Genomic DNA, 20199 nt, shown 5'->3' with positions numbered 1-20199 from the left:
TGCCAGCTTTGGCATCGAGGGTGGAAATGTCTTGTTTGTTGTGGACTCCCTTGCCATTGATTATGTGGCAAGGAAGCCTAGGATGAACGGTAAACTCGTGTGGCAGCAGGAACTATTTTAGTGGCATTAATTAATAAAATCAGATGGTTGCTACCTAAGGTGTACACGTCATATTGTTACGGTTAACAAGCTTCTGCTGTTTTATAGCGTTCAGCCATGGCATTGGCGGCTATCATGGCTTGATAGACATCATCTGCGGTTAATTTCATCGGCATATTGCCCATAGTATCGCCCTCAGCACAGGCTATCTCTGCCACTTTGCGCCACTCGGCCTCGATAAAGCTTTTCAGCCCTAAATCGGCGAGTGTGAGCGGCAGTCCCGCCGTTTTGATGATGCGGATAACGTTATCGATTTCGGCTTTTGGGGCATTTTCGAGCACGAGCTGAGTTAGCAGCCCAAAGACGACTTTCTCGCCGTGCTGAGCTTTATGTAAGTCTGCCACCGCTGACATACCATTGTTTACGGCATGGGCGGCGGCTAACCCGCCTGCTTCTGCACCAACACCACTGAGATAGATGGTGGCTTCAATGGTTTGCTCTAGCGCAGGTGTGACTATTTTGTTTTTAACGGCGTCCATAGCAGCTTCAACATTTTCAGTTAGTAACTGATAACAAAGTTGGGCCAATCCCAGCCCTGTGCGGGAAGGCTTTTTCAGGACTAGGTTGACGCCATCCGATTGATAGCAGGCACGAGCTTCAAAATAGGTTGCCAGTGCATCGCCTATGCCTGCCGCAAAAAATCGGGCCGGAGCCGCGGCAATAATGGCAGTGTCGGCAACGACAGCATCTGGGTTCTGTGGCAGAAACAGATAGCTTTCAAACTCACCTGTTTCGGAGTAGATCACTGCAAGTGCAGTACAAGGCGCATCGGTTGAGGCAATTGTGGGGTACAAGATGACTGGCTTTTTTTGATAGAAGGCGACGGCTTTGGCGGCATCTAAGGTTTTTCCACCGCCAACTCCAACAATAACGTTGGTATGATGCTGTTCTGCCAGCGCGCCTAAGCGCTTTATCTCGGCTTCGCTGCACTCATAGTTGAATTTTTCGAGGTGGCTGCTGATCCCATTTTGATCTAGCCCAGCGACCGCTTCATTCTTCACGCGGCTGAGGATAAATTCATCGCAGATGATAAAAGCATTGTCACCAAAGTCCTTAACATAATCATGCATTTGAGCTAATAGGCCCTTGCCGATAATGAATTTTTTAGGGGAAGTGACGGTACGTGGAACGACAGTGCTCATAGAGCCTCCTTTGCACTTATGACGGTTATCCTTTCATTCTTACCCTAGCATACGCCTAAATTAATGTCATAGCATGAATGGTGGTAATGTTTTTATTGCTAAGAGTAAATTACTACTTTAGTGCTTAATTGTTAGATTAATAATGTGGTTTATTGTTTTGTTCTTCGAGTTAAATGCTTTGGTTTCCCCTGGTTTAAGGCAAGGGTAGGGCTCAGAGAGCGAGGCTATCTAAGCGGGCGAAGAGATGTCAGATCTCAAAAAAAGCTAACGGTGGATTGTGCGAATAGCGGTAAACGTCTGCTGTCTAAACACAGGATAGTCATTAATGTAATGGGATTTTATTACCTTAAACTCGTCCCAAGTCTTGCTCGGTGTTCATGCTTTATGTGATGCTCTGTACTGTCGTTCATTGGTGTCATAGCGAGTGAAATCGTCGGCTGAGATAAAAGACCAGTAATCAAGGAGTGAAGATGACACAGCAGAATGCGTTAGGACAATTGGTCAGTAAAGGTACGTTAATATTCTTTTGTGGCAAAATGGGCGCAGGTAAATCAACCTTATCGCGACAACTTGCAGAGGCCGAAAACTGTATTTTAATCTCGGAAGACGCATGGCTGGCGGCGCTATATCCCGATGAAATTAAAGATTTTGATACTTACTTGAGCTATTCCGCTCGCCTTAAGCCTTTGCTTAAAAAGCATGTGCAGGAACTGCTCTGTTCGGGTGTTTCTGTGGTCATGGACTTTCCCGCGAATACTATCAATCAGCGCCTGTGGTTTCGAAGCATTTTTACTGATTGCGCCGCCCATAAACTTATTTATCTTAATCACAGCGATGCGCTTTGTTTGAGTCAACTCGATAAACGCAGACAAAGCCACCCTGAGCGCGCTATGTTCGATACCGAGGCGATGTTCTGGCATGTGAGCGGTTATTTTCAGCCGCCGACTATGGATGAAGGCTTTGAGCTTGAGGTGATAGAAAGCTAAATAGTTGAAAACCAAGTGACTGAAAGCAAGTGACTGAATAAAACAATAGGAAATATCATGTACCAAGTGCTTGAAGGCGTTGTTTCTGCCAATGATTTTGTTCGCCTACGACAGATTTCAGGCTTAAGCCCTAGACCATTGGAGGGCGCCATTAAGGCCTTGCCAAGGAGTTTATATGGCGTGCAAATAAAGCTCGCCGAGCAGACTGTGGGCATGGGGCGTGTGGTTGGTGACGGCGCGCTCAACTTCGAAATTGTCGATATCGCAGTGGATCCTGAGCATCAAGGTAAGGGATTAGGGCGGCTTATTATGCAGCACATCATGGCTTATCTAGAGCGTGAGGCTTTTGAGGGCGCGTATATTACCCTGATGGCGGATGTGCCTGAACTCTATGAAAAGTTTGGCTTTAAATTTAGTCGTCCCGCAAGTGAAGGCATGTATATGGTGAAATAACGCCGCTAACCAATACACTTGTAACTTAGGCACATGTAGCAGTAGAACTCAAACAGTAGAGCTCAAAACAACAATCAAAGGAAGATTACCCCATGAATACCTTACTTATTTGCTTATTTGTCGCCATGTTATTGCCATATCTTGCGAAAGGTCCAGTGGCTTGGGCTATGGCAAAGGCGGGTGGTTACGATAATAATCATCCCCGTGCTCAGCAAGCACAGCTAACCGGTTTTGGCGCTCGCGCTTTAGCGGGACATCAAAATGCCTTTGAATCATTGCTGGTGTTTGGCCTAGCCGTATTAGTGGTGATTGCTACCGGCAAAGTAAATCCCACCACTGAGTGGCTCGCAATCGTCCATGTCGGCGCCCGCTTTGTGTATCACATCCTCTATCTTGCCAACAAAGGCACCTTAAGATCCCTCACATGGTTTGTTGCTATCTTCAGTGCTTTCGGGATTTTCTTTCAGGTTTTTTAAGCTTGGATATTAAAGGATCTGCGCCAGTTTTTTGATACTTTCCCGCAGCTCATCAGGCGTATGAGCGGCATAGCCCAGTAAGATTGCTTGCCTTGGATAGGGCGCTTGGCAATATCGAGACAAAGGCTGTGCACCTAAACTGAGTTGGCGGCATTTATTGATCACTTCCTCTTCGGTTAAGTTGCCTTTTAGCCAACATACGAGGTGAATACCTGAGTCAGAGGTTTGAACGGACAATTTGTCGGGCAGATACTGCTCAATTGCCGCGATTAACGCCGTTTGGCGCGCTAAGCAGGCTTTTCGCACTCGGCGAACATGCCGCGCATAATGTCCTTCGGCGATAAACAACGCTAATGTTGCTTGCTCTAGGTGAGCCGTGTGCGTATCGGCATAATATTTTGCCAACTGGAAAGCCTGTATCAGTTTAGGGGGCACCACCAAAAAGCCGAGTCGCAATTCAGGCAGCAGCATCTTGGAAAAGGTGCCTGCGTAGATCACCCGCTGTTGTTTATCGAGTCCCTGCAGTGCCTGAATTGGGCGGGCGCTATAACGAAACTCGCTATTATAGTCATCTTCTAAAATCCACTTATTCTGCTCAGCGGCCCAATCGAGTAAGGCCAATCGTCGTGGCAGACTTAGCATACCGCCGAGGGGAAATTGGTGTGAGGGCGCGGTAAAAGCCAGTTTCACTGCGGGCCACCGCTGGATCGCATCGGCAATATTTGTGCCCTCATCATCAACACTCACAGGACGAACCCGCATATTTTGCGAGAGAAAAGCGCCTAAAGCCCCGTCATATCCAGGTTCATCAAGCCAGACTTCATCTCCCTGTTGGAGTAGTACCTGCGCTGTGAGGTTAATGGCCTGCTGAGTTCCATTGATTATGATGATCTGCTCAGGTGTGCAATTGAGGCCGCGGGTCGAACGCGCATAGTCACTTATCGCCTCACGCAGCGGCAAATACCCCGCGCTATGGTTTGATTTACCTAAGGTTTTACGCGATTTCCGCCAAACTCGGCCTAACAGCCGCCCCCAAAGTTGGTGCGGGAAAAGATCGACACATCCGACGCCAATATTAAACATGCTATGGCTGTTGTCCGTATTTCCCTTCGCTTTCAGTCGCGCCATTTCTATTAACTGTGGATTAATTTCTAATTCGGAATCAAAGGCTTGAGTGCTTTCTCTGGCACGGTTTGGAATATCGATCAATTCATCGGGAATGGTATCTGACACATAAGTGCCCGATCCCGGTTTAGTCAGCAGATAGCCTTCATCAATCAGGCGCTCAAACCCTTGCAGTACTGAGTTACGTGAAATCTGCATGGTTTCCGACAAGGCTCTGCTGGATGGGAGCTTCATTCGCGGGTGTAAACGTCCATCAAGAATGGCCTCTCTAAACGCATGATAAAGCTGATCTTTGAGGATGCCATCTTTGAGTTGCAAGTGAGGGAAATTGGATTGAGGTTTTTTCATTTGCTAACTGGTACTGTGAAAAATACAAAAAGTGTACCTTATGCGGTACCACAATTGAATCTAGAATCTTGCTTCAGTAAAACTGAGACCATTTACTTAATTTCAAGGAGTGCGCTAATGTCCAGCCAATCACTAACAGTGACCATTGATATGGTTAAAGAAACGGACTATTTACTCTGGTTACCACACTGGCGTGATTACCAGACTTTTTACAAAGTGGCGTTATCAGAAGCGACCACCCAAGCCACGTGGCGCCGATTCTTCGATGACCAAGAACCCATTTATTGCGCCGTTGCAAGAGAGGGCCAAAACTTACTCGGTTTTGTGCACTATGTTTTTCATCGTTCTACTTGGGCCGAAACGGATTATTGTTATCTTGAAGACTTGTTTGTTGCCCCAACGGCAAGGGGTCAACATGTTGGAAAACAATTGATTGAGTTTGTAAAGCAAGCGGCCATTGAACACAACTGCGCGCGCTTGTACTGGCATACACAGGAAACAAATTTAACCGCGCAAAAACTCTATAACTGGGTTGGTGAAAAACCGGGAGTCATTGAGTACAGAATGCCGCTGTAAGGAGGGGCCTTTAATTAACGCATTAATTGGCTAGCTTATTAATGCGTTTATTATCAGTTTCTTGATAGTTTCAAATTCTTTCAATCCTAATGCTAAAGGGCTTTTAGCATTAGGTTTTAATGCACGTTTTAATTGCGACTAATCGCAGCGATAACCGCATCGGTCAGCTCCCGAGTATTCGCCGTTCCGCCCATATCGCGGGTTAAAGACTGCTTATCTTTCAATACGTTTTCTATCGCGCTGAGTATCAGGTCGTGCATTGCGCCATAACCTAAATGTTGCATCATCATAGCGCCAGCCCAAATTGTGCCTAAAGGATTGGCAATACCTTGGCCTGCAATATCCGGCGCCGAACCATGTACCGGCTCAAACATCGACGGAAATTCCTTGCTTGGATTGATGTTCGCCGAAGGGGCAATGGCGATAGTGCCAGTGCACGCAGGGCCAAGATCAGACAGGATATCGCCAAACAAATTTGAGCCAACAACCACGTCAAAATGCTCGGGTTTCAGCACGAAATTTGCCGTCAGAATATCGATATGATATTGGTCGACCTTAACATTGGGATACTGTTTTGCCATTTCCCCGACGCGACTATCCCAATAAGGCATAGAGTGAAATATGCCATTGGATTTGGTCGCCGAGGTTAAGTGCTTTGCCTCGCGGCTTTGGGCTAAATCGAAGGCATATTTTAAGATGCGATCTGTGCCACGACGGGTAAAAATGCTTTGCTGGGAGACAATCTCATGTTCAGTGCCTTCATATTGAATGCCGCCGACGGCGGAATATTCGCCTTCCACGTTTTCACGTACTACATAAAAATCGATATCGCCGGGCTTTTTACCCGCGAATGGGCAGGGCACGCCTTCAAATAACCGAATAGGCCTAAGGTTCACGTATTGCTCAAAGGCTCTGCGGATCGGTAGTAGCAATCCCCAGAGTGAAATATGGTCGGGAACTCCTGGAAATCCAACAGCGCCTAAGTAGATGGCATCAAAGGATTTTAGTTGCTTAAGTCCATCCTCTGGCATCATGCGGCCGGTTTTATGGTAGGTTTCACAGGACCAGTCGAAGTAGGTCCACTCAAACGTCACACCTAAGATTTTTCCTGCGGCTTCGAGTGTGCGTATCCCTTCGGGGATCACTTCTGTACCTATGCCATCTCCGGCAATTACGGCGATTTTTACCTTAGACATCTTCGACTCCAATAGGGGATTCTGCGTTTTTAGTATGTTATTCCATATTCGTATCGTGTATGAATAGGCTAAATGTTTTGTTAAGGATTACGAATCGTGAGTCAACTGCCGCCACTTGAAGATTTACGGGTCTTTGTTATCGCCGCAACAAGCGGGGGATTTACAGCCGCTGCGGAGCAATTATCTTTTTCTCCAGCGTATGTGAGTAAACGCATTGGCCTATTAGAAAAAGCGCTCGGAGTACGCTTGTTTCTGCGCTCTGCCAGAAGTGTCAGTCTCACCTTAGAGGGCAAGATTGCCTTGGAATGGTCCGAACGTTTGCTCGATACCATGGAGCAAATGAGCCTTGAAATTAGCTTAGAGCAGCAAGTGCCACGGGGGCGATTACGTATCGCAACTAGCACAGGATTTGGCAGCCACTGTATTGCACCGATTATTTCAGACCTCGTGTTCCACTATCCCGAATTAGAAGTTGATTTAGAGTTGCTCGACCGCCCAGTCGATCTGGTCTCTGAAGGTTTTGATCTGGAGATCCGTGTCGGTGGCGAATTGCCACCGCAAATGATAGCTAAGCGTCTTGCGAGTAATTATCGGGTATTGGCGGCATCGCCGACCTATATCGACACGCATGGCATGCCTAGCAATCTCGCGGCATTAGCCGAGCATAAGTGCATAGGGATCCGCGAGCGCGATCAAAACCATAGAGTGTGGCGATTGGAAAGTGCGGCTGGCATAGCCTCGGTTGATTTAGCGGCTTCCTTGATGACCAATAATGGCACAGTCGCTAAGCAGTGGTGCCTTAAAGGCCACGGTATTATGTTGCGCTCCATCTGGGATTTACAGCAAGATTTCTTAAGTGGCACATTAGTCAGAGTACTCCCCGAGTATCATCAATCCGCTGAAATTCATGTAATTTATGCTTCACGATTAGAAACGTCTGCCAAACTTCGCACTTGCGTCGCCTATCTTGAAGAGGCTTTACCTCGTTTTGCTGGCACTGGAATAAGTTGATTTTATTTCGCCAATCTCTATTGGCGAGTGAACACTCGTTATTTTCATATTGAGTTTAAATAAATCAAGGTGTTGGATTTAATTGCTGACATTGGGTCAAGAGGCGGCCAAGAAGGCGCTCGTCCTATTCTCCTTAAAAAATGATCGTAATAGGTCATTTTGTATATCTATTAAGCAAACTGTCAGGTTTTTACTGTTACCTTACGCCCCCGATGTATTGGCTAATCCCATTGCTACCGTTTTACCTCAGTTAAAGAGATACCATGTTTATAAAGTTTAAGCTTCCCGTTGCTATGCTCGCACTCATTGCTTTGTCTGTTTTATGCTCTTCGGTGTATGTGCAAGAAACGCTAGCGACTAAGCTGATTTCGAATAGGCTGCCAGTTGATACTCTTAGTTTTCAGTCTCAGACGGCTTCCAATCCTTTAGTTGCCAGTCAGAGTGCTCTGCATCATATGCAGAGTTTGCCAAAACTGATGACGACTTCCTTGGTGCAAGCGAATCAAGGTGCTGTTGCAAACCCAACGGTTGCTGAACATTTCTCATCCCCAAAAATGCTTGAGCAGTTATCCTTCGACAATCCAGAGGCTAAACAACTGAGTCTGAATATCAGTTCTCTCGATGAACTCATGGGCTTGTTTGACTCGCTTAATTACACGCCAGAAAGCTTTCGTGATGGTAATAAATCGGTCCCTAGATTGACCTTTGATGCCGTGGGAGAGGGCTGGAGTTCAGTGTCAAGCCAACTCCCGGTGAAGCAAAAGAAAATGGTGTTTCTTAGAATGATTGCCCCTTTAGTCTTATTGGCGAATGAGAAAATTTTACAAGAAAGACAGGTCATTATGTCTGCCCCCCTTGATGATATTGCGTTATTAGCCTTAGGGGTAAAGTACAAAGTAATAAGCAGTGAAGATAAACCGCTGTTAGAAGCCCAAAGACAAATGCTACTTGAAAGGGTGGATATCCTGCCGCCATCGTTAGTGTTAGCTCAAGCGGCAAAAGAAAGCGGTTGGGGCACATCGCGATTTGCCCGTGAAGGTAATGCATTATTTGGGCAGTGGGATTTCAAGGGTAATGGTATGGAACCTAGGCAAAAGCGCCAAGGTTTAGGCAATTATGGTTTAGCACGATTCGATACACCATTTGCTTCGGTGGAAGGGTATTTGTTGAATTTGAATACCCATAATGCATATCAGAAGATGCGAGATTTTCGTGCCCAATCAAGACAAGCTAATCAAGCTGTGACAGGCTCTGCACTCGCAGGGACGTTAGACCGATATTCGGAGCGTGGGCACGCCTATGTTGAGGCTATTCGTCAGATGATCCGTACCAATAAGCTATATCTGGTGGATGATATTTATTTAAGTGATGAGGCACCATTACATCTATTAACAAGAACAAACTAAGTGATTGGTAAAATAACCATTTTCACTTAGCCTGAATAAAGCGCACTTTAATTAGGCTTATATAGGTCAATTTAATCAAGGGCATCCGCATTACCCTATATCACAATTTTAAACTTTGCCTTTTTGCTGGTCATTGTCTTCAAGGTCTTGAGTTAACCATTAGGATAAAAGGATAAGCAGTGCCTGATGTTCGATATTAATGTTTACCTTTCTGTAATCGCATAACTGCCATCTGTGTTATAGCGGATGGTAAACCCCTTTTTGTCACCATCATGGTAATACTTCAGGGACAGTAATCGATCCTTGTTATCGATTTCATATGTCCAGCCACGTTGCTCATTGTCGCTGTAATTGGACAGTGAATAACCGCCATCCTTCTTGTAGCGGATGCTGATTTGACTGTCTTGCCCCTGTTCATTATTTTGCAGCTTTTGGACATGCCCCTCTTCATCGAATTCATATTCTTTGATGAGGTTGCCATGATGGTAGTCAGAAAATTTGTATAATTTTCCTTTACTATCATAATAATATTGTTGCCCATGCTTAATTGACTGTGTATTTCTAAAGGGGGGATTCAGTATGTCCTTACAGTCATTGCTATAGGGATTTTCTCGCATTATGCACTCGTCCTGAGAGGGCTTGAATGGCAGGGTTTCGTCATATTCATAATGACTTAACTCCATAAGCCGGTGATTGTGGTTAGGATCAAAAATCGCCTGCATGCCATTGTACTCACCTTTGCGATAGTGCCTAATGCCACTGGCAACATCCTGTGCTGAGTACCAAATACTCTGACCATCGAGCAGGCCCTGCTTATAATGCTTATTGGCAAAGAGCACATTTTCATCGCTGATTAGTTTTTCTTCACCTTCGCGTAATCCATTGAGATAAGTCACTTCGATCCGTGATTTCTTGTCAGTTTTAAATACCCAAGGGCCAGTGCGCTTGCCATCAAGGTAAGCCCCGTTACCCACATAGTTGCGGTATTCGCCAAGCGAGACTTTATCTACCCAAGGGCCTTGTTTAATGCCGTTTTGATAGTGACCTTTATTGCCATTGCTCTCAAGCCATTCACCGTCTTTGACGCCGTTGCGATAAATGCCTTTTTCAGACAATCGCTTATCACCTGTGTCTGCGCCATATTCGGGCTCATAGATTTCATATGGGCCATCGAGCACTCCTTGATTGTAATGGGCAAAACCGTAGTTATCTGCCTCATCGAACATGGACTGTGCAATCCATTTACCTTGCTTTTTGCCGTCAAGATATTCACCTTCCCAATAGCTTGCTTGGCCGTCAGCCTCCATCCATTTACCGACTTTTTTGCCTTGTTTGTACTGACCATTCAACATGATATTGGCATTACGGTTATCGTAGGCGATATAGGGGCCATCGAGCACACCTTGGGCATAATGACTTTCAAGCGCAAGTCCAGCCCAAGAACCACCGAGATTCATATAATCATAAGCTGGGCCCGTTTTTGGGATCTCACCCTCACCGCTGTTTAGCCAGTTCACATCATCGGCTTCAAAGACAACGCTCACCAACACAAAACTGCCCTGTTGTTCGCGATAATCATTGCGATAAAAGTGGGTCACTAAACTGTATTGATGCTCGCGGCCTTGGGCATCTTTATCTTTGCGGGTGAGGGGATAACGTAATTTATATTCGTCCGCGGTTTTCACATCGGCGGGTAAACCTTTAGCATTGCGATAGCCGATTAAGGTTGGTTTGAGCTTGGTTGATCCATCGATAATCGCTTTAATGGCAGGATCTTCAATCGCCTCAACATCATAGGTCATGCGATATTGCTGCGGCGGAATTTGGTTTAACACTTTGCGGGTGTCGCTGACGGTAAATGACGATAACGTCGGGGCGACTTCATCCAGCACAACTTGAAGGCGTGGCAGCTTAGTGAGCTTTGAATCCTCAAAACCATAACCCCGTAAATGCTGGCCATCAGCATCTTTAAGCATGACCACGACTTCTTTGTCGCCACCCTTATCAAAGTCATAGTAAAAAACGGCCACAATTTCAGCCGTACCATAATCATCAAGATGTACGCCGGGCGCATCGCCGTCGGACATTTCGCTCCACACTTGATTGTCTTTTTGGTGAAAATTAAGCCATTGGCCATTTGGTAAATCGACAGTGGGATGGACGGCTTTGCCCGCAGCGCTTGCCGCAGGAATAACCATTAAAGAGGATAACAACACCATGCCCGCTGCAGTGAATAAACTGCGAATCGAAAGTTCCATTTAACTACACCTTTTATACCGATAACTTGCGCCTCATGCGCACCAGTAAACGGGCCGAATTTTATGCGAAGACAAGCTACTTCAGGAAGTAGCTGATACAAAAAAGGCCGCAATAGCGGCCTGTTAAGATCCAATATTTAACAATCAGCGATGCGATATAGCATTTATTTCGCGGGTGTCTTTTAGGGTAAATGTCTGACTGTTGGTTTTTACAGAAAAGTTATGCTGGCCTGTTCTTGTTGACTATAGATAGTCTTAATCATTAAGCACTATCATTCCAGTGACTCGCAGCAAGTCCGTCCCTGGATGCTCGAACGTGGCATCCATGCCACGGACGGTCACTTCCATGATAGTGCTTAATTTGGTTAACTCCTGTGTATGTCTGATAGCTGATTTTATAGAGGATTTATGACTATCTTTGGCTTTCATATTAACAGTTCAATGTTTGTATTTCGTACTGTCATCTCCAAATTAGTTTTGTTAGGCTGTTCAAATAGTTGGTAAAGATTAGTATTGAATAAGGTTTTTCCAAACATGGATAAAGGCATTGTTGAGCGGACTCTTTGGTATGAGCACAAAGATGGCCGTAAAGAACTTAAGGAAACTGAGCTAAGCAGTTTTATCGAGCCTTTAATTATATTGGGCGAAGCTGGAATGGGTAAGTCAGTTTTACTGGCTCGATTGGGCGAATTGTCAGGCTTTAAATATTGCACAGCAGGGCAGCTTATTCGTAGCCAAGATCCAGTAAAGCTTTTTGATGGTAATCAAGTTCTTGTTATAGATGCTTTAGATGAAGTTAGCTCTCAAAAAGAAGGTACTGCGGTTGATGCTGTTTTAAAAAAGCTTCAACAACTCAATTGTCCAGCTTTTATTTTGTCCTGCCGAGTTGCTGATTGGCAAAGTGCTACAGCAGTGGTATCGATTTTGGAGGATTATTCAAAGAAGCCAATAGAACTGCACTTAATGTCTTTCAGCGATAATGATATTCAGAGGTACTTATCTCTATCCTTGGGAGTTGATAGAGCGGAAGTCGTTATTCAACATTTTAATTCTCGTGGTTTGAATCAGTTACTTGGCAATCCACAAACACTTGAACTCATTGGTAAAGTAGCTCAAGAAGGTGAGTTGCCAAATAGCCGAAGTGAACTATTTGAGCGTGCGATTGATGTTTTGTGGTGCGAGCATAAAGACAGTAAAGCCCAATATCAGCTTGATAAAGAAGCCATAATCCAAGCTGCAGGTGCCGCTTTTGCGGCTTTAATACTCACAGGGAATGAGGCTTTAACTCGTAAAGCTGCAGCTAATATTGGAGATGGCGAGATATCATTTATTGAAATTGCCACATTACCTAATGCGAGAAATATTAAAGATGTTATTGCTACAAGGTTATTTAAAAGTATTGGAGTAGATCGCTTTAGTTATCTACATCGTAGTATTGGTGAATACCTTGGCGCTAAATGGTTGGCTCAAAACTCAAATTCTGGAACGAACAAGAGACGGTTTTTTTCACTGTTCTATTCTGATGGATTAGTACCCGCAAGTTTGAGGGGGATTCATGCTTGGCTGGCGCAAGATCCTACGTTTAAGTCTATTGTCATCAAAAATGATCCTATGGGGTTTATTGAATATGGCGATGCAGATGTACTGACAGTAAATGAGGCGAGTATCTTGCTTACGGCTTTGCAAGGATTAGCGATTGAGAATCCCCGATTTAGAGATTGGAAAAAATATTCGATAAGGGGATTAATTCAAGAACCACTCATCGAGGATTTAAGACAATTAATTATTTCAAAAAATACGATATTTGGGTTACGTTTGATATTGCTTGAAGCATTTAATGGTTGTGAAGTTAACGGTAGGTTAGTCGATGATTTAAAAAGTATTATTTTAGACAAGACAGATACGTTTGCTATTAGAAGTACTGCTATAGAAGTACTTGTTAATAGTAAGGCCAAAGAAAATGTTATTACATTGCTGGATTCTCTTTTTATATGTAATGATATAGATTCATTGCGTTTAGTCGCTGAGACATTAGAATACATTAATTATGAAAACGTAGAGGATAAGTTTATTGTCGATGTAGTTGTTGCTTATGCAGCAAAAGACCAATTAACAAAAAATTTTTTATATACCATAGAACGAAGTCTACCTGAGAGTAGGATCGGGGATTTTTTAGATCTACTGTCTAAATCACTTACAGAAATGGGAGAGTGGTACGAGCGATGTGGTAATCACGACATTGCTGATTTAACTTATTTTATTATTGTTAGGGAAATTAAATCATCAAATAAAAAACCAAATGTTGATAGGTTTTTTTCTTGGTTAAGTCCACATCATGGCTCACTATGGTATAGTCAAAATAATGGAAATGAGCTAAATAAACTTATCAATGAAAATAGTGATTTTAAACTAGCCATACAAAAGTGGGTATTACTTGAGGCTCCTATTGATAAAAGTATTATAGGCAGAGGTTATAATCTAGCTAGTGCTTTATCTGCGCTAACCGTATCCGAAAAAGATCTAATTATTATTTTAAATACATTAGATGAACATGATCAACGCTGGAAAGAGTTGATTCAGCTTATTCAACATGACGGGAAAGTTGGAAGTCAGTTAAGACAAACAGCACAAAGGTTTGCTCGACATAAGCAAGCAGATATCGAATGGCTATCTAGTTTAGCAGTAGCACTCGTGCCTGAGTGGAAAATTAAGGAAGAAGAAAGACTGCGCGAAAATAGAGAAGAAACAACAGCAAGGTATGAAGCCCATAGGCATGAATATTCACTTCACATCAATAAAATGCGAACAGGAAATTATCAAGATATTATTAACCCTGCAAAGGCATATTTGAAATTATTCAACGATATTAGTCATGATACTCCAGCATACCAACGCATTGCTGAATGGCTGGGTGATGAATTAAGTCAAGCTGCCTTTGAGGGAGTTGAAGCATACTTAACTAAAAAACCTTTATTCCCATCAATTGATCAAATGCAACAAATTAGAAATGATGGGCAGTTCTATGAGGCAGAGTACATTATTATTGTAGCTACTGCCGAACGTATCAGAAATGGCATAGGGATAGCAGACCTTTCAGATGAAGTGATATTCTCGGTATTTTCATCGTTGCGTCATCATTCTAATCTTGAGCAGCATGCAGGCATAAGTGATCTTCAACTTACTCAGTCAGTAGAACAAGAGATTGAACTGCGAGGATTGTGGGAAACTGCCATAAAACGTTTTTATGAACCACAACTTGCTATTGGTAAAAATACTATTTTGGGTTTTTATGAGTTAATGCATGATGATTCAAAAAAAGAGGTTTGTAGCCAATTAGCATTTGAATGGTTACAACGATATAAATCACTTCCTGAAAATATTGAAAGTGAGTGCATTAAACGTCTGATTTACTCATCTAAATTCGAAGAGTTACGATCTTTACTTGTTGAGTACTTTAATGTTAGCGAGAAACATCATCGTTTAATTTGGGATGCGATTTGTTTTATTGTGGATTTTGAAAGTATTACTGAAAAATTCGGTAAAAAAATTTCCCCTGATTTTATTTGGCAGATTCGTAACTTAGTACAAGGTCACTACAGGCACAACGCATATTTAGAACTTAGTGTTGCTCAATGTGAATGGATAGTACAGACATTTAGATTGTTATGGCCAATGGCAACAGATCTTTATGAAGAAACTCGTGGTTCTAATAATGCTTGGGATGCTAGTCAATTTATTAATTCATTTATAGAGCGATTAGGGAAATCCTCCGATGAAGATGCAGTCTTGGCATTAAGGCGTTTGCGGCAAGCTCCAGAGGATAGTTATACCTCGTGGATAAAAGTGGTTGCAGCTGAGCAACAACGGCTTGTGGTTGAATCAAATTATGCGCCACCGACATTAGCATCAATTAAGGCTATTACTTGTAATATATATCCACAATCAATGGCTGATCTTCAAGCTTTAATAATGGAAGAGTTAGAAATTGTTCAGGCAAAGATAAAAAGCGATGACATAGATAGTGGTCGAGTTTTTTATAACGATGACAATATTCCACACAATGAAGAACGCTGTAGCAGTTTGTTAATTGGGTTACTTCGTCAAGGCGCAGCAGGCGTTGAATATACGCCAGAGCAGCATGTATCGAATGATAAAGAAGTTGATATCTGTTGTTCTGTTGGCGGGCTTAGGCTTCCAATTGAACTAAAAGGGCAATGGCATAGAGATTTATGGCATGCCGCAGATACTCAATTAGATAGGCTATATACGCAAGACTGGCGTGCAGAGCATCGCGGGATCTATTTAGTGCTTTGGTTTGGTAAGGGTCAGCTTGGCACTAAGAGGTTAAAGTCGCAAGGAAGGGGAAAAGCTATACCTAAAACAGCGGAAGAATTGCAAGAAATGCTCATGGCTAATTGTCTTGCTGCACAACAAGGGAGAGTGAAAATTGTTGTTTTAGATCTAGAAATCAATGGGTAAAGACATTTTCTATTTAGCTAGTAAAGAATAAGTTGGTCAGGCGTAAGTCTTTTCAGATTAACAGCCAATACCAAAGCTAAGGTGATACACCATCTGTACTCTAAGTTGTTGAAATAATAAAATGCCGTGGCGATATCGTGGATAATGGCGCAGGCTCAGGGGCACATGGATGTTCCATCTGAGCCGTTAGGTGACTTTTAGTAGGCGTATGATACTGGTTACTAAGGTGTTTACGGAGATATGAGTCATTTAGCTACAGACTACTCAAGTGTTGACGAAATTAAGCACTTGCATGTAAGTGACCGTTGGCGGCATGGATGCCGTCGTCGAGCCCTCAGGGATGAGTTTATGGCGTGTCACTGGAATGAAAGTGATTAATTTTATGCATACAAAATAAAGAACTAATCACTCTCTTAAAGAGGGAGTTGCTGTTAATTCCCTCTTGGTTGGCTCTTGATTTAACATCAGAGGTCAAGCTCACACGACTTTGACTTTTTTTAAAATTATAAAAAAACCAATCAGTTGGTTGCAAAACTCCATATGGCTTGAATCAACTCATCATTAATCTCAAACACCATCACTTCAAAGAGATAATCTTTAATCTCACTAATGCGTTTGCCCAACAACGATGGCTCAGCACATCGTTGTCAGACATCTACTGAATGTTACTTCGCAGTAATTGAGCCTTGAGTTCCAGCATCAGTATCAATCCACGAGCTGTCTTTATTCATGCTTGCATCAGGATAAATGGTGAACTCCACCATGCCTTGTTTGAATTTGATTGCGCCATCACTATGGCTCGATTTTACGTGTTTACCATTAACCCAAACCTGATTTTTATCATCAATTTGAATGTTGGCAACCGTCGCGCCTGAGCTGGCGGTTGCAAGCCATTGTCGGGCATTGGGAATGATTACCTTAGCGTCATCTGCGGTTTGGGACATGGCGCTTGCCTTAGCATTTTCCTCTTTGGTTTTGTGGATATCGCAGCCTTGGGCTTCTGACATTTGGGTGCAGCCAGAGCGCTCGAGTAACTTGCGATATTCATCGTTAATGGCGTAGCTATTTGCCGATATTAATAGTGCAATGCTTGCTGTGATGATGATTTTAGTGTTCATGAGTTCCCTCGTTAGTATCAAGTTGTTAATCGCTCATTGCTAGTTTGCAGTGTGGGCTGATGGTTAATTGTAGAGGGTGCTTAGCAATTTTCTATTGGGCAAAAGTACATTTAATTCTATGCCGGGTTTAGCCGTAATGACCTTACTGCTATTGCTGCTTACATTGCGGGGCATAAGCCATGCGCTGTTTACACGTAATCCTTGCGAGGTGATGCGTTAAAATACAGTTGATCACATCGATAAAATACTTTGCGTCTATCGGTTGATGCAGTTGCCCCGTTTGATCGACGTTTAGCGATTAATGCTCCAGCTGCTTTTCAAATTGTTCGAACAGAAAATCTAAGAATAATCGCAGTCGTTTGGGCTGATATTGGCGGCTGATGTATACCACGTTGAGGTCGGCACTTGAGACTGTGGTCGAGCTATTAAAGTTTTTCATGTAGCCATTTAAAACTGTCACTAAGCGTTGCTGATTAATGTCATTTTGCACATCGAGCAGTGATTTTAACGCGATCCCCGCGCCTTCTAATGCCCAGCAACGGATCACTTCGCCATCATCAGAAAACCATTTTGGGGTGACAGTGACTGAGTTGCGGCCTTCTTGGTCTTGAAAGTGCCAAGTTTTGAGCTCTTCATTACTGCGCAGCATAGCGAGGCAATCATGATGGCTGAGGTCTTGCGGTTTAACGGGAGTGCCTTTACGCGCAAGGTATTCTGGGGATGCGCACAGCACCCGTCGACTTGGTGCGAGCCGCCTTAAAATCAGATTACTGTCAGTTAAATCACCGTAGCGAATAACGACATCTATGCCCGATTCGGCAATATTAGACAAATTATCATTGAGATACAGATAGGGAACGATATCGGGGTAGCGGTCGGTGAAGGCGGACAAAATCGGCAGTATATATTGTTTGCCTATATCTTTTGGCGCAGCAATTTTTAAGGTGCCTTTGACCTCTTTTACCCCATTCTGCAGCAAATTTTCGGTTTCTTTTACATTTTCGATAATCCCCAAGCATGCTTGGTGATACAGGGCCCCAGAGTCTGTGAGTGACAGATGTCGAGTACTTCGATTGAGCAGCTTAACCCCGTAGCGTTCTTCAAGTGCTTGTAAGCGCGCCGTGACGGTTGCTGGAGAAAGTCCGAGCTCGCGGCCCGCCGCTGCCAACCCTTGATGTTTCACTATGCTGATAAACAGCGCCATATCTGAAAATTTATCCATTTTCACATCTATTGTTTGTCTGGGCTGAATAATGAATTCATATATTAATCAATTATCAAAATATGTCGAATGAATATACTGGCTCTACTAACCAATCAGCAGTACAGAGAGTAGTCACATGAGCAGCCACATCAGTAATCAGATTAGCAATCAGAGCAATAGCGATAAAGCTGTGGTTGTCATCATCGGCGGAACATCAGGAATAGGGGCTGCGCTTGCTAGGCAGCTAACGGTAGACAACCAGATTGTCCATGTCGCCAGTCGTCAAACAGGCGTAGATGTGTCGGACGAACAATCGGTAAATCGATTTTTTGAATCCATTGGTGCGTTCGATCACTTAGTGATCACCGCGGGTTCTTCTGCGCCAGCTGGCAAGGTCGTTGATGTCGATATTCAACAAGCTAAAGCGGCTTTTGACACTAAGTTTTGGGGTTCAATCAATGCTACAAAACAGGCGGTTCGTTACATTAAACAAGGTGGTTCTATCACACTAACCACTGGGATGCTGTCACGAAAAGTGGTCGCTAATACCTATGTTAAAAGCACAATGAACGCCGCCTTAGAAGCCTTTACTAAGGTGCTCGCTAAAGAGCTTGCCCCCATTAGAGTCAACGCCGTTAGCCCTGGATTAACAAGAACCGGGTCAATGCCTGCGCAAACGGCGATGTACGAACAAGCCAAAACCACATTGCCTGTGGCAAAAGTGGGTGAGCCGAGTGATATCGCTATGGCCTATTACCTTGCCATTAACAACAGCTTTATGACTGGCGCCATTATCGATGTTGATGGTGGCGCGCTGATTAACTAATGCGCTGAATAAATAGTGCTTTTACCCATTATTGCACCGAGCTGATAACACATCGCCGGTATGTTCCCTACACAAAATTTGAAATAAGCGAGATTACAATGAACAAGGAAAAAATGCCGTTACAAGTGTGGATACTAACGCTAGCAGCGTTTGCAATTGGCACCGCAGAGTTTGTGATTGCTGGTATCCTGCCACAAATTGCCACGTCTTTGTCTATTAGTGAAGGTCAGGCAGGGTATTTGATCAGCGCCTATGCATTGGCAATTGTGTTTGGTGGTCCTATCCTCACGATTTACTTGGCGCGGTTCAATAAAAAAACCGTACTGACCAGCTTAATGGTGCTGTTTATCTTGGGGAATTTGCTGTCGGCATTTGCCCCCAATTACACCTTGCTGATGATTAGCCGAGTGATTACTGGCTTAGTTCAAGGCCCATTTTATGGCATAGGTGCCGTAGTGGCGACCAGTTTGGTATCTGAAAAAATGGCCGGACGTGCTGTGGGTCAGATGTTTGCGGGTTTAACCTTAGCGAACGTATTGGGTGTACCAGGTGGCACTTGGATTGGCCTGCAATTTGGTTGGCAAACCACCTTTATCACAGTCGCGATATTGGGCGTTATCTCAATCGCGTCTATCTTCAAGTTTATTAATGCGACCGGCCATGGTGAAGCGAAAAATGTTTCGGCTCAGCTGCGAGCGTTTAAAAATCCTATGTTGTTGATTAGTCTTGCTATCACTGTGTTTGCTTGGTCCGGTTTTATGACTGTTTACGGTTATATTGCGCCAATTGCGATGCACATTACAGGCTTTAGTGAACATGCAGTAACGTGGATTTTAGTTATCGTCGGCTTAGGTTTGATATTGGGTAACACTTTAGGTGGGCGTTCATCGGATAAAAACCTGCAGAAATCGTCGATGTTTTGGGCGATAGCCATGATAGTGTCGCTGCTACTGGTTGGTTTCGCGCTGGACAGCAAAGTGATGTTTGTGATTGCCGTTTTTGTCTTTGGTATCGCTTCGTTTGCTAATGTTCCTGCGATGCAGTTACGGGTAATGAATCACGGTGGTGAAGGCCAAGAGCTGGCAGCAACCGCTAATATTTCAGCCTTTAACCTAGCTAATGCATTCGGTGGATTCTTAGGGGGGATGGTGCTGGATAGTCAGATGGGCGCAGGCATGATCCCTTATGCCGCAGTGATTGTCCCTGTACTTGGCTTAGTGTTTATTTCGATGGTAAACAAACGTGAGACACGTGCCGCGAATGCTGTAGCTGTGCCTAGTATTTAAATGTGGTAGAAAGTCTGATTACTTCTGATATAGGCTGCCATTTATTTTAGCTAAAATGCTCAATGTAACTCATTGAGCATTTTGTATTTTAGGCTCAAATGTAGCTGACCTTTGTGATTCTGCAAGATTGATTCATCTATCGTCTATCTT

General features: G+C 43.8%; 15 protein-coding genes. 9 read left to right on the top strand and 6 right to left on the bottom strand.

Annotated elements, in window-relative coordinates; genetic code table 11:
• Positions 1–182: 182 nt before the first annotated feature.
• Complete coding sequence (locus tag KO533_RS17575; RefSeq protein ID WP_219255379.1) at positions 183–1301, bottom strand: glycerol dehydrogenase; 1119 nt, start codon at positions 1299–1301, stop codon at positions 183–185.
• Between the two features lie 470 nt (positions 1302–1771).
• On the opposite strand from KO533_RS17575, the gene KO533_RS17570 reads away from it, so the two are divergent.
• From KO533_RS17570 to KO533_RS17560, 3 genes are all read left to right on the top strand, one after another.
• Complete coding sequence (locus KO533_RS17570; protein WP_219255377.1) at positions 1772–2287, top strand: ATP-binding protein; 516 nt, start codon at positions 1772–1774, stop codon at positions 2285–2287.
• A 57-nt stretch (positions 2288–2344) separates the two neighbouring features.
• Positions 2345–2740 (top strand): GNAT family N-acetyltransferase, encoded by a 396-nt coding sequence (locus KO533_RS17565; RefSeq protein ID WP_219255376.1) that lies wholly within the window; start codon positions 2345–2347, stop codon positions 2738–2740.
• Between the two features lie 92 nt (positions 2741–2832).
• Positions 2833–3216: an MAPEG family protein gene (locus KO533_RS17560; protein ID WP_219255373.1), complete on the top strand. Its 384-nt coding sequence runs from the start codon at positions 2833–2835 to the stop codon at positions 3214–3216.
• Positions 3217–3225: 9 nt separating this feature from the next.
• Here KO533_RS17560 and KO533_RS17555 read toward each other — a convergent pair whose 3' ends face one another.
• Positions 3226–4689 carry a PLP-dependent aminotransferase family protein gene (locus KO533_RS17555; protein WP_219255371.1) on the bottom strand — a complete coding sequence of 488 codons (1464 nt, stop codon included), beginning with the start codon at positions 4687–4689 and terminating at the stop codon, positions 3226–3228.
• A gap of 117 nt (positions 4690–4806) precedes the next feature.
• Here KO533_RS17555 and KO533_RS17550 point away from each other — a divergent pair, with 117 nt between their 5' ends.
• Positions 4807–5265: a GNAT family N-acetyltransferase gene (locus tag KO533_RS17550; RefSeq protein WP_219255369.1), complete on the top strand. Its 459-nt coding sequence runs from the start codon at positions 4807–4809 to the stop codon at positions 5263–5265.
• A 128-nt stretch (positions 5266–5393) separates the two neighbouring features.
• Here KO533_RS17550 and KO533_RS17545 read toward each other — a convergent pair whose 3' ends face one another.
• The gene (locus tag KO533_RS17545; RefSeq protein WP_219255367.1) at positions 5394–6461 is read right to left on the bottom strand and encodes a tartrate dehydrogenase; all 1068 of its coding nucleotides are present in this window, start codon (positions 6459–6461) and stop codon (positions 5394–5396) included.
• A 96-nt stretch (positions 6462–6557) separates the two neighbouring features.
• Here KO533_RS17545 and KO533_RS17540 point away from each other — a divergent pair, with 96 nt between their 5' ends.
• Together KO533_RS17540 and KO533_RS17535 are read left to right on the top strand one after the other, a co-directional pair.
• Entirely contained in the window at positions 6558–7472 is a 915-nt protein-coding gene (locus KO533_RS17540) for a LysR family transcriptional regulator (RefSeq protein ID WP_219255365.1), read from the top strand.
• Positions 7473–7735: 263 nt separating this feature from the next.
• Positions 7736–8878, top strand: a complete 1143-nt coding sequence (locus tag KO533_RS17535) for a glucosaminidase domain-containing protein (protein WP_251073484.1) — start codon at positions 7736–7738, stop codon at positions 8876–8878.
• A 203-nt stretch (positions 8879–9081) separates the two neighbouring features.
• Here KO533_RS17535 and KO533_RS17530 read toward each other — a convergent pair whose 3' ends face one another.
• Complete coding sequence (locus KO533_RS17530) at positions 9082–11136, bottom strand: hypothetical protein (RefSeq protein ID WP_219255363.1); 2055 nt, start codon at positions 11134–11136, stop codon at positions 9082–9084.
• Between the two features lie 534 nt (positions 11137–11670).
• Between KO533_RS17530 and KO533_RS17525 the strand changes: the two genes are divergently transcribed.
• A complete protein-coding gene (locus KO533_RS17525) occupies positions 11671–15615 on the top strand; it encodes a hypothetical protein (protein WP_219255361.1) in 3945 nt (1314 codons plus the stop codon).
• 665 nt (positions 15616–16280) lie between these two features.
• Here the strand turns inward: KO533_RS17525 and KO533_RS17520 are convergent.
• Both KO533_RS17520 and KO533_RS17515 read right to left on the bottom strand, forming a co-directional pair.
• Positions 16281–16733: a hypothetical protein gene (locus KO533_RS17520; protein ID WP_028761683.1), complete on the bottom strand. Its 453-nt coding sequence runs from the start codon at positions 16731–16733 to the stop codon at positions 16281–16283.
• Positions 16734–17031: 298 nt separating this feature from the next.
• Entirely contained in the window at positions 17032–17955 is a 924-nt protein-coding gene (locus KO533_RS17515) for a LysR family transcriptional regulator (RefSeq protein ID WP_219255359.1), read from the bottom strand.
• A 118-nt stretch (positions 17956–18073) separates the two neighbouring features.
• Between KO533_RS17515 and KO533_RS17510 the strand changes: the two genes are divergently transcribed.
• Together KO533_RS17510 and KO533_RS17505 are read left to right on the top strand one after the other, a co-directional pair.
• On the top strand, positions 18074–18763 hold the full coding sequence (locus KO533_RS17510; RefSeq protein WP_219255357.1) for an SDR family oxidoreductase: 690 nt from the start codon (positions 18074–18076) through the stop codon (positions 18761–18763).
• A gap of 98 nt (positions 18764–18861) precedes the next feature.
• A complete protein-coding gene (locus KO533_RS17505) occupies positions 18862–20049 on the top strand; it encodes an MFS transporter (RefSeq protein WP_168822698.1) in 1188 nt (395 codons plus the stop codon).
• Positions 20050–20199 lie beyond the last annotated feature (150 nt).

The sequence above is a fragment of the Shewanella sp. NKUCC05_KAH genome, from assembly GCF_019345585.1.
In the GTDB taxonomy this organism is placed as follows: Bacteria; Pseudomonadota; Gammaproteobacteria; order Enterobacterales; family Shewanellaceae; genus Shewanella; species Shewanella oncorhynchi.
This window is presented reverse-complemented; position numbering and strand designations above follow the sequence as displayed.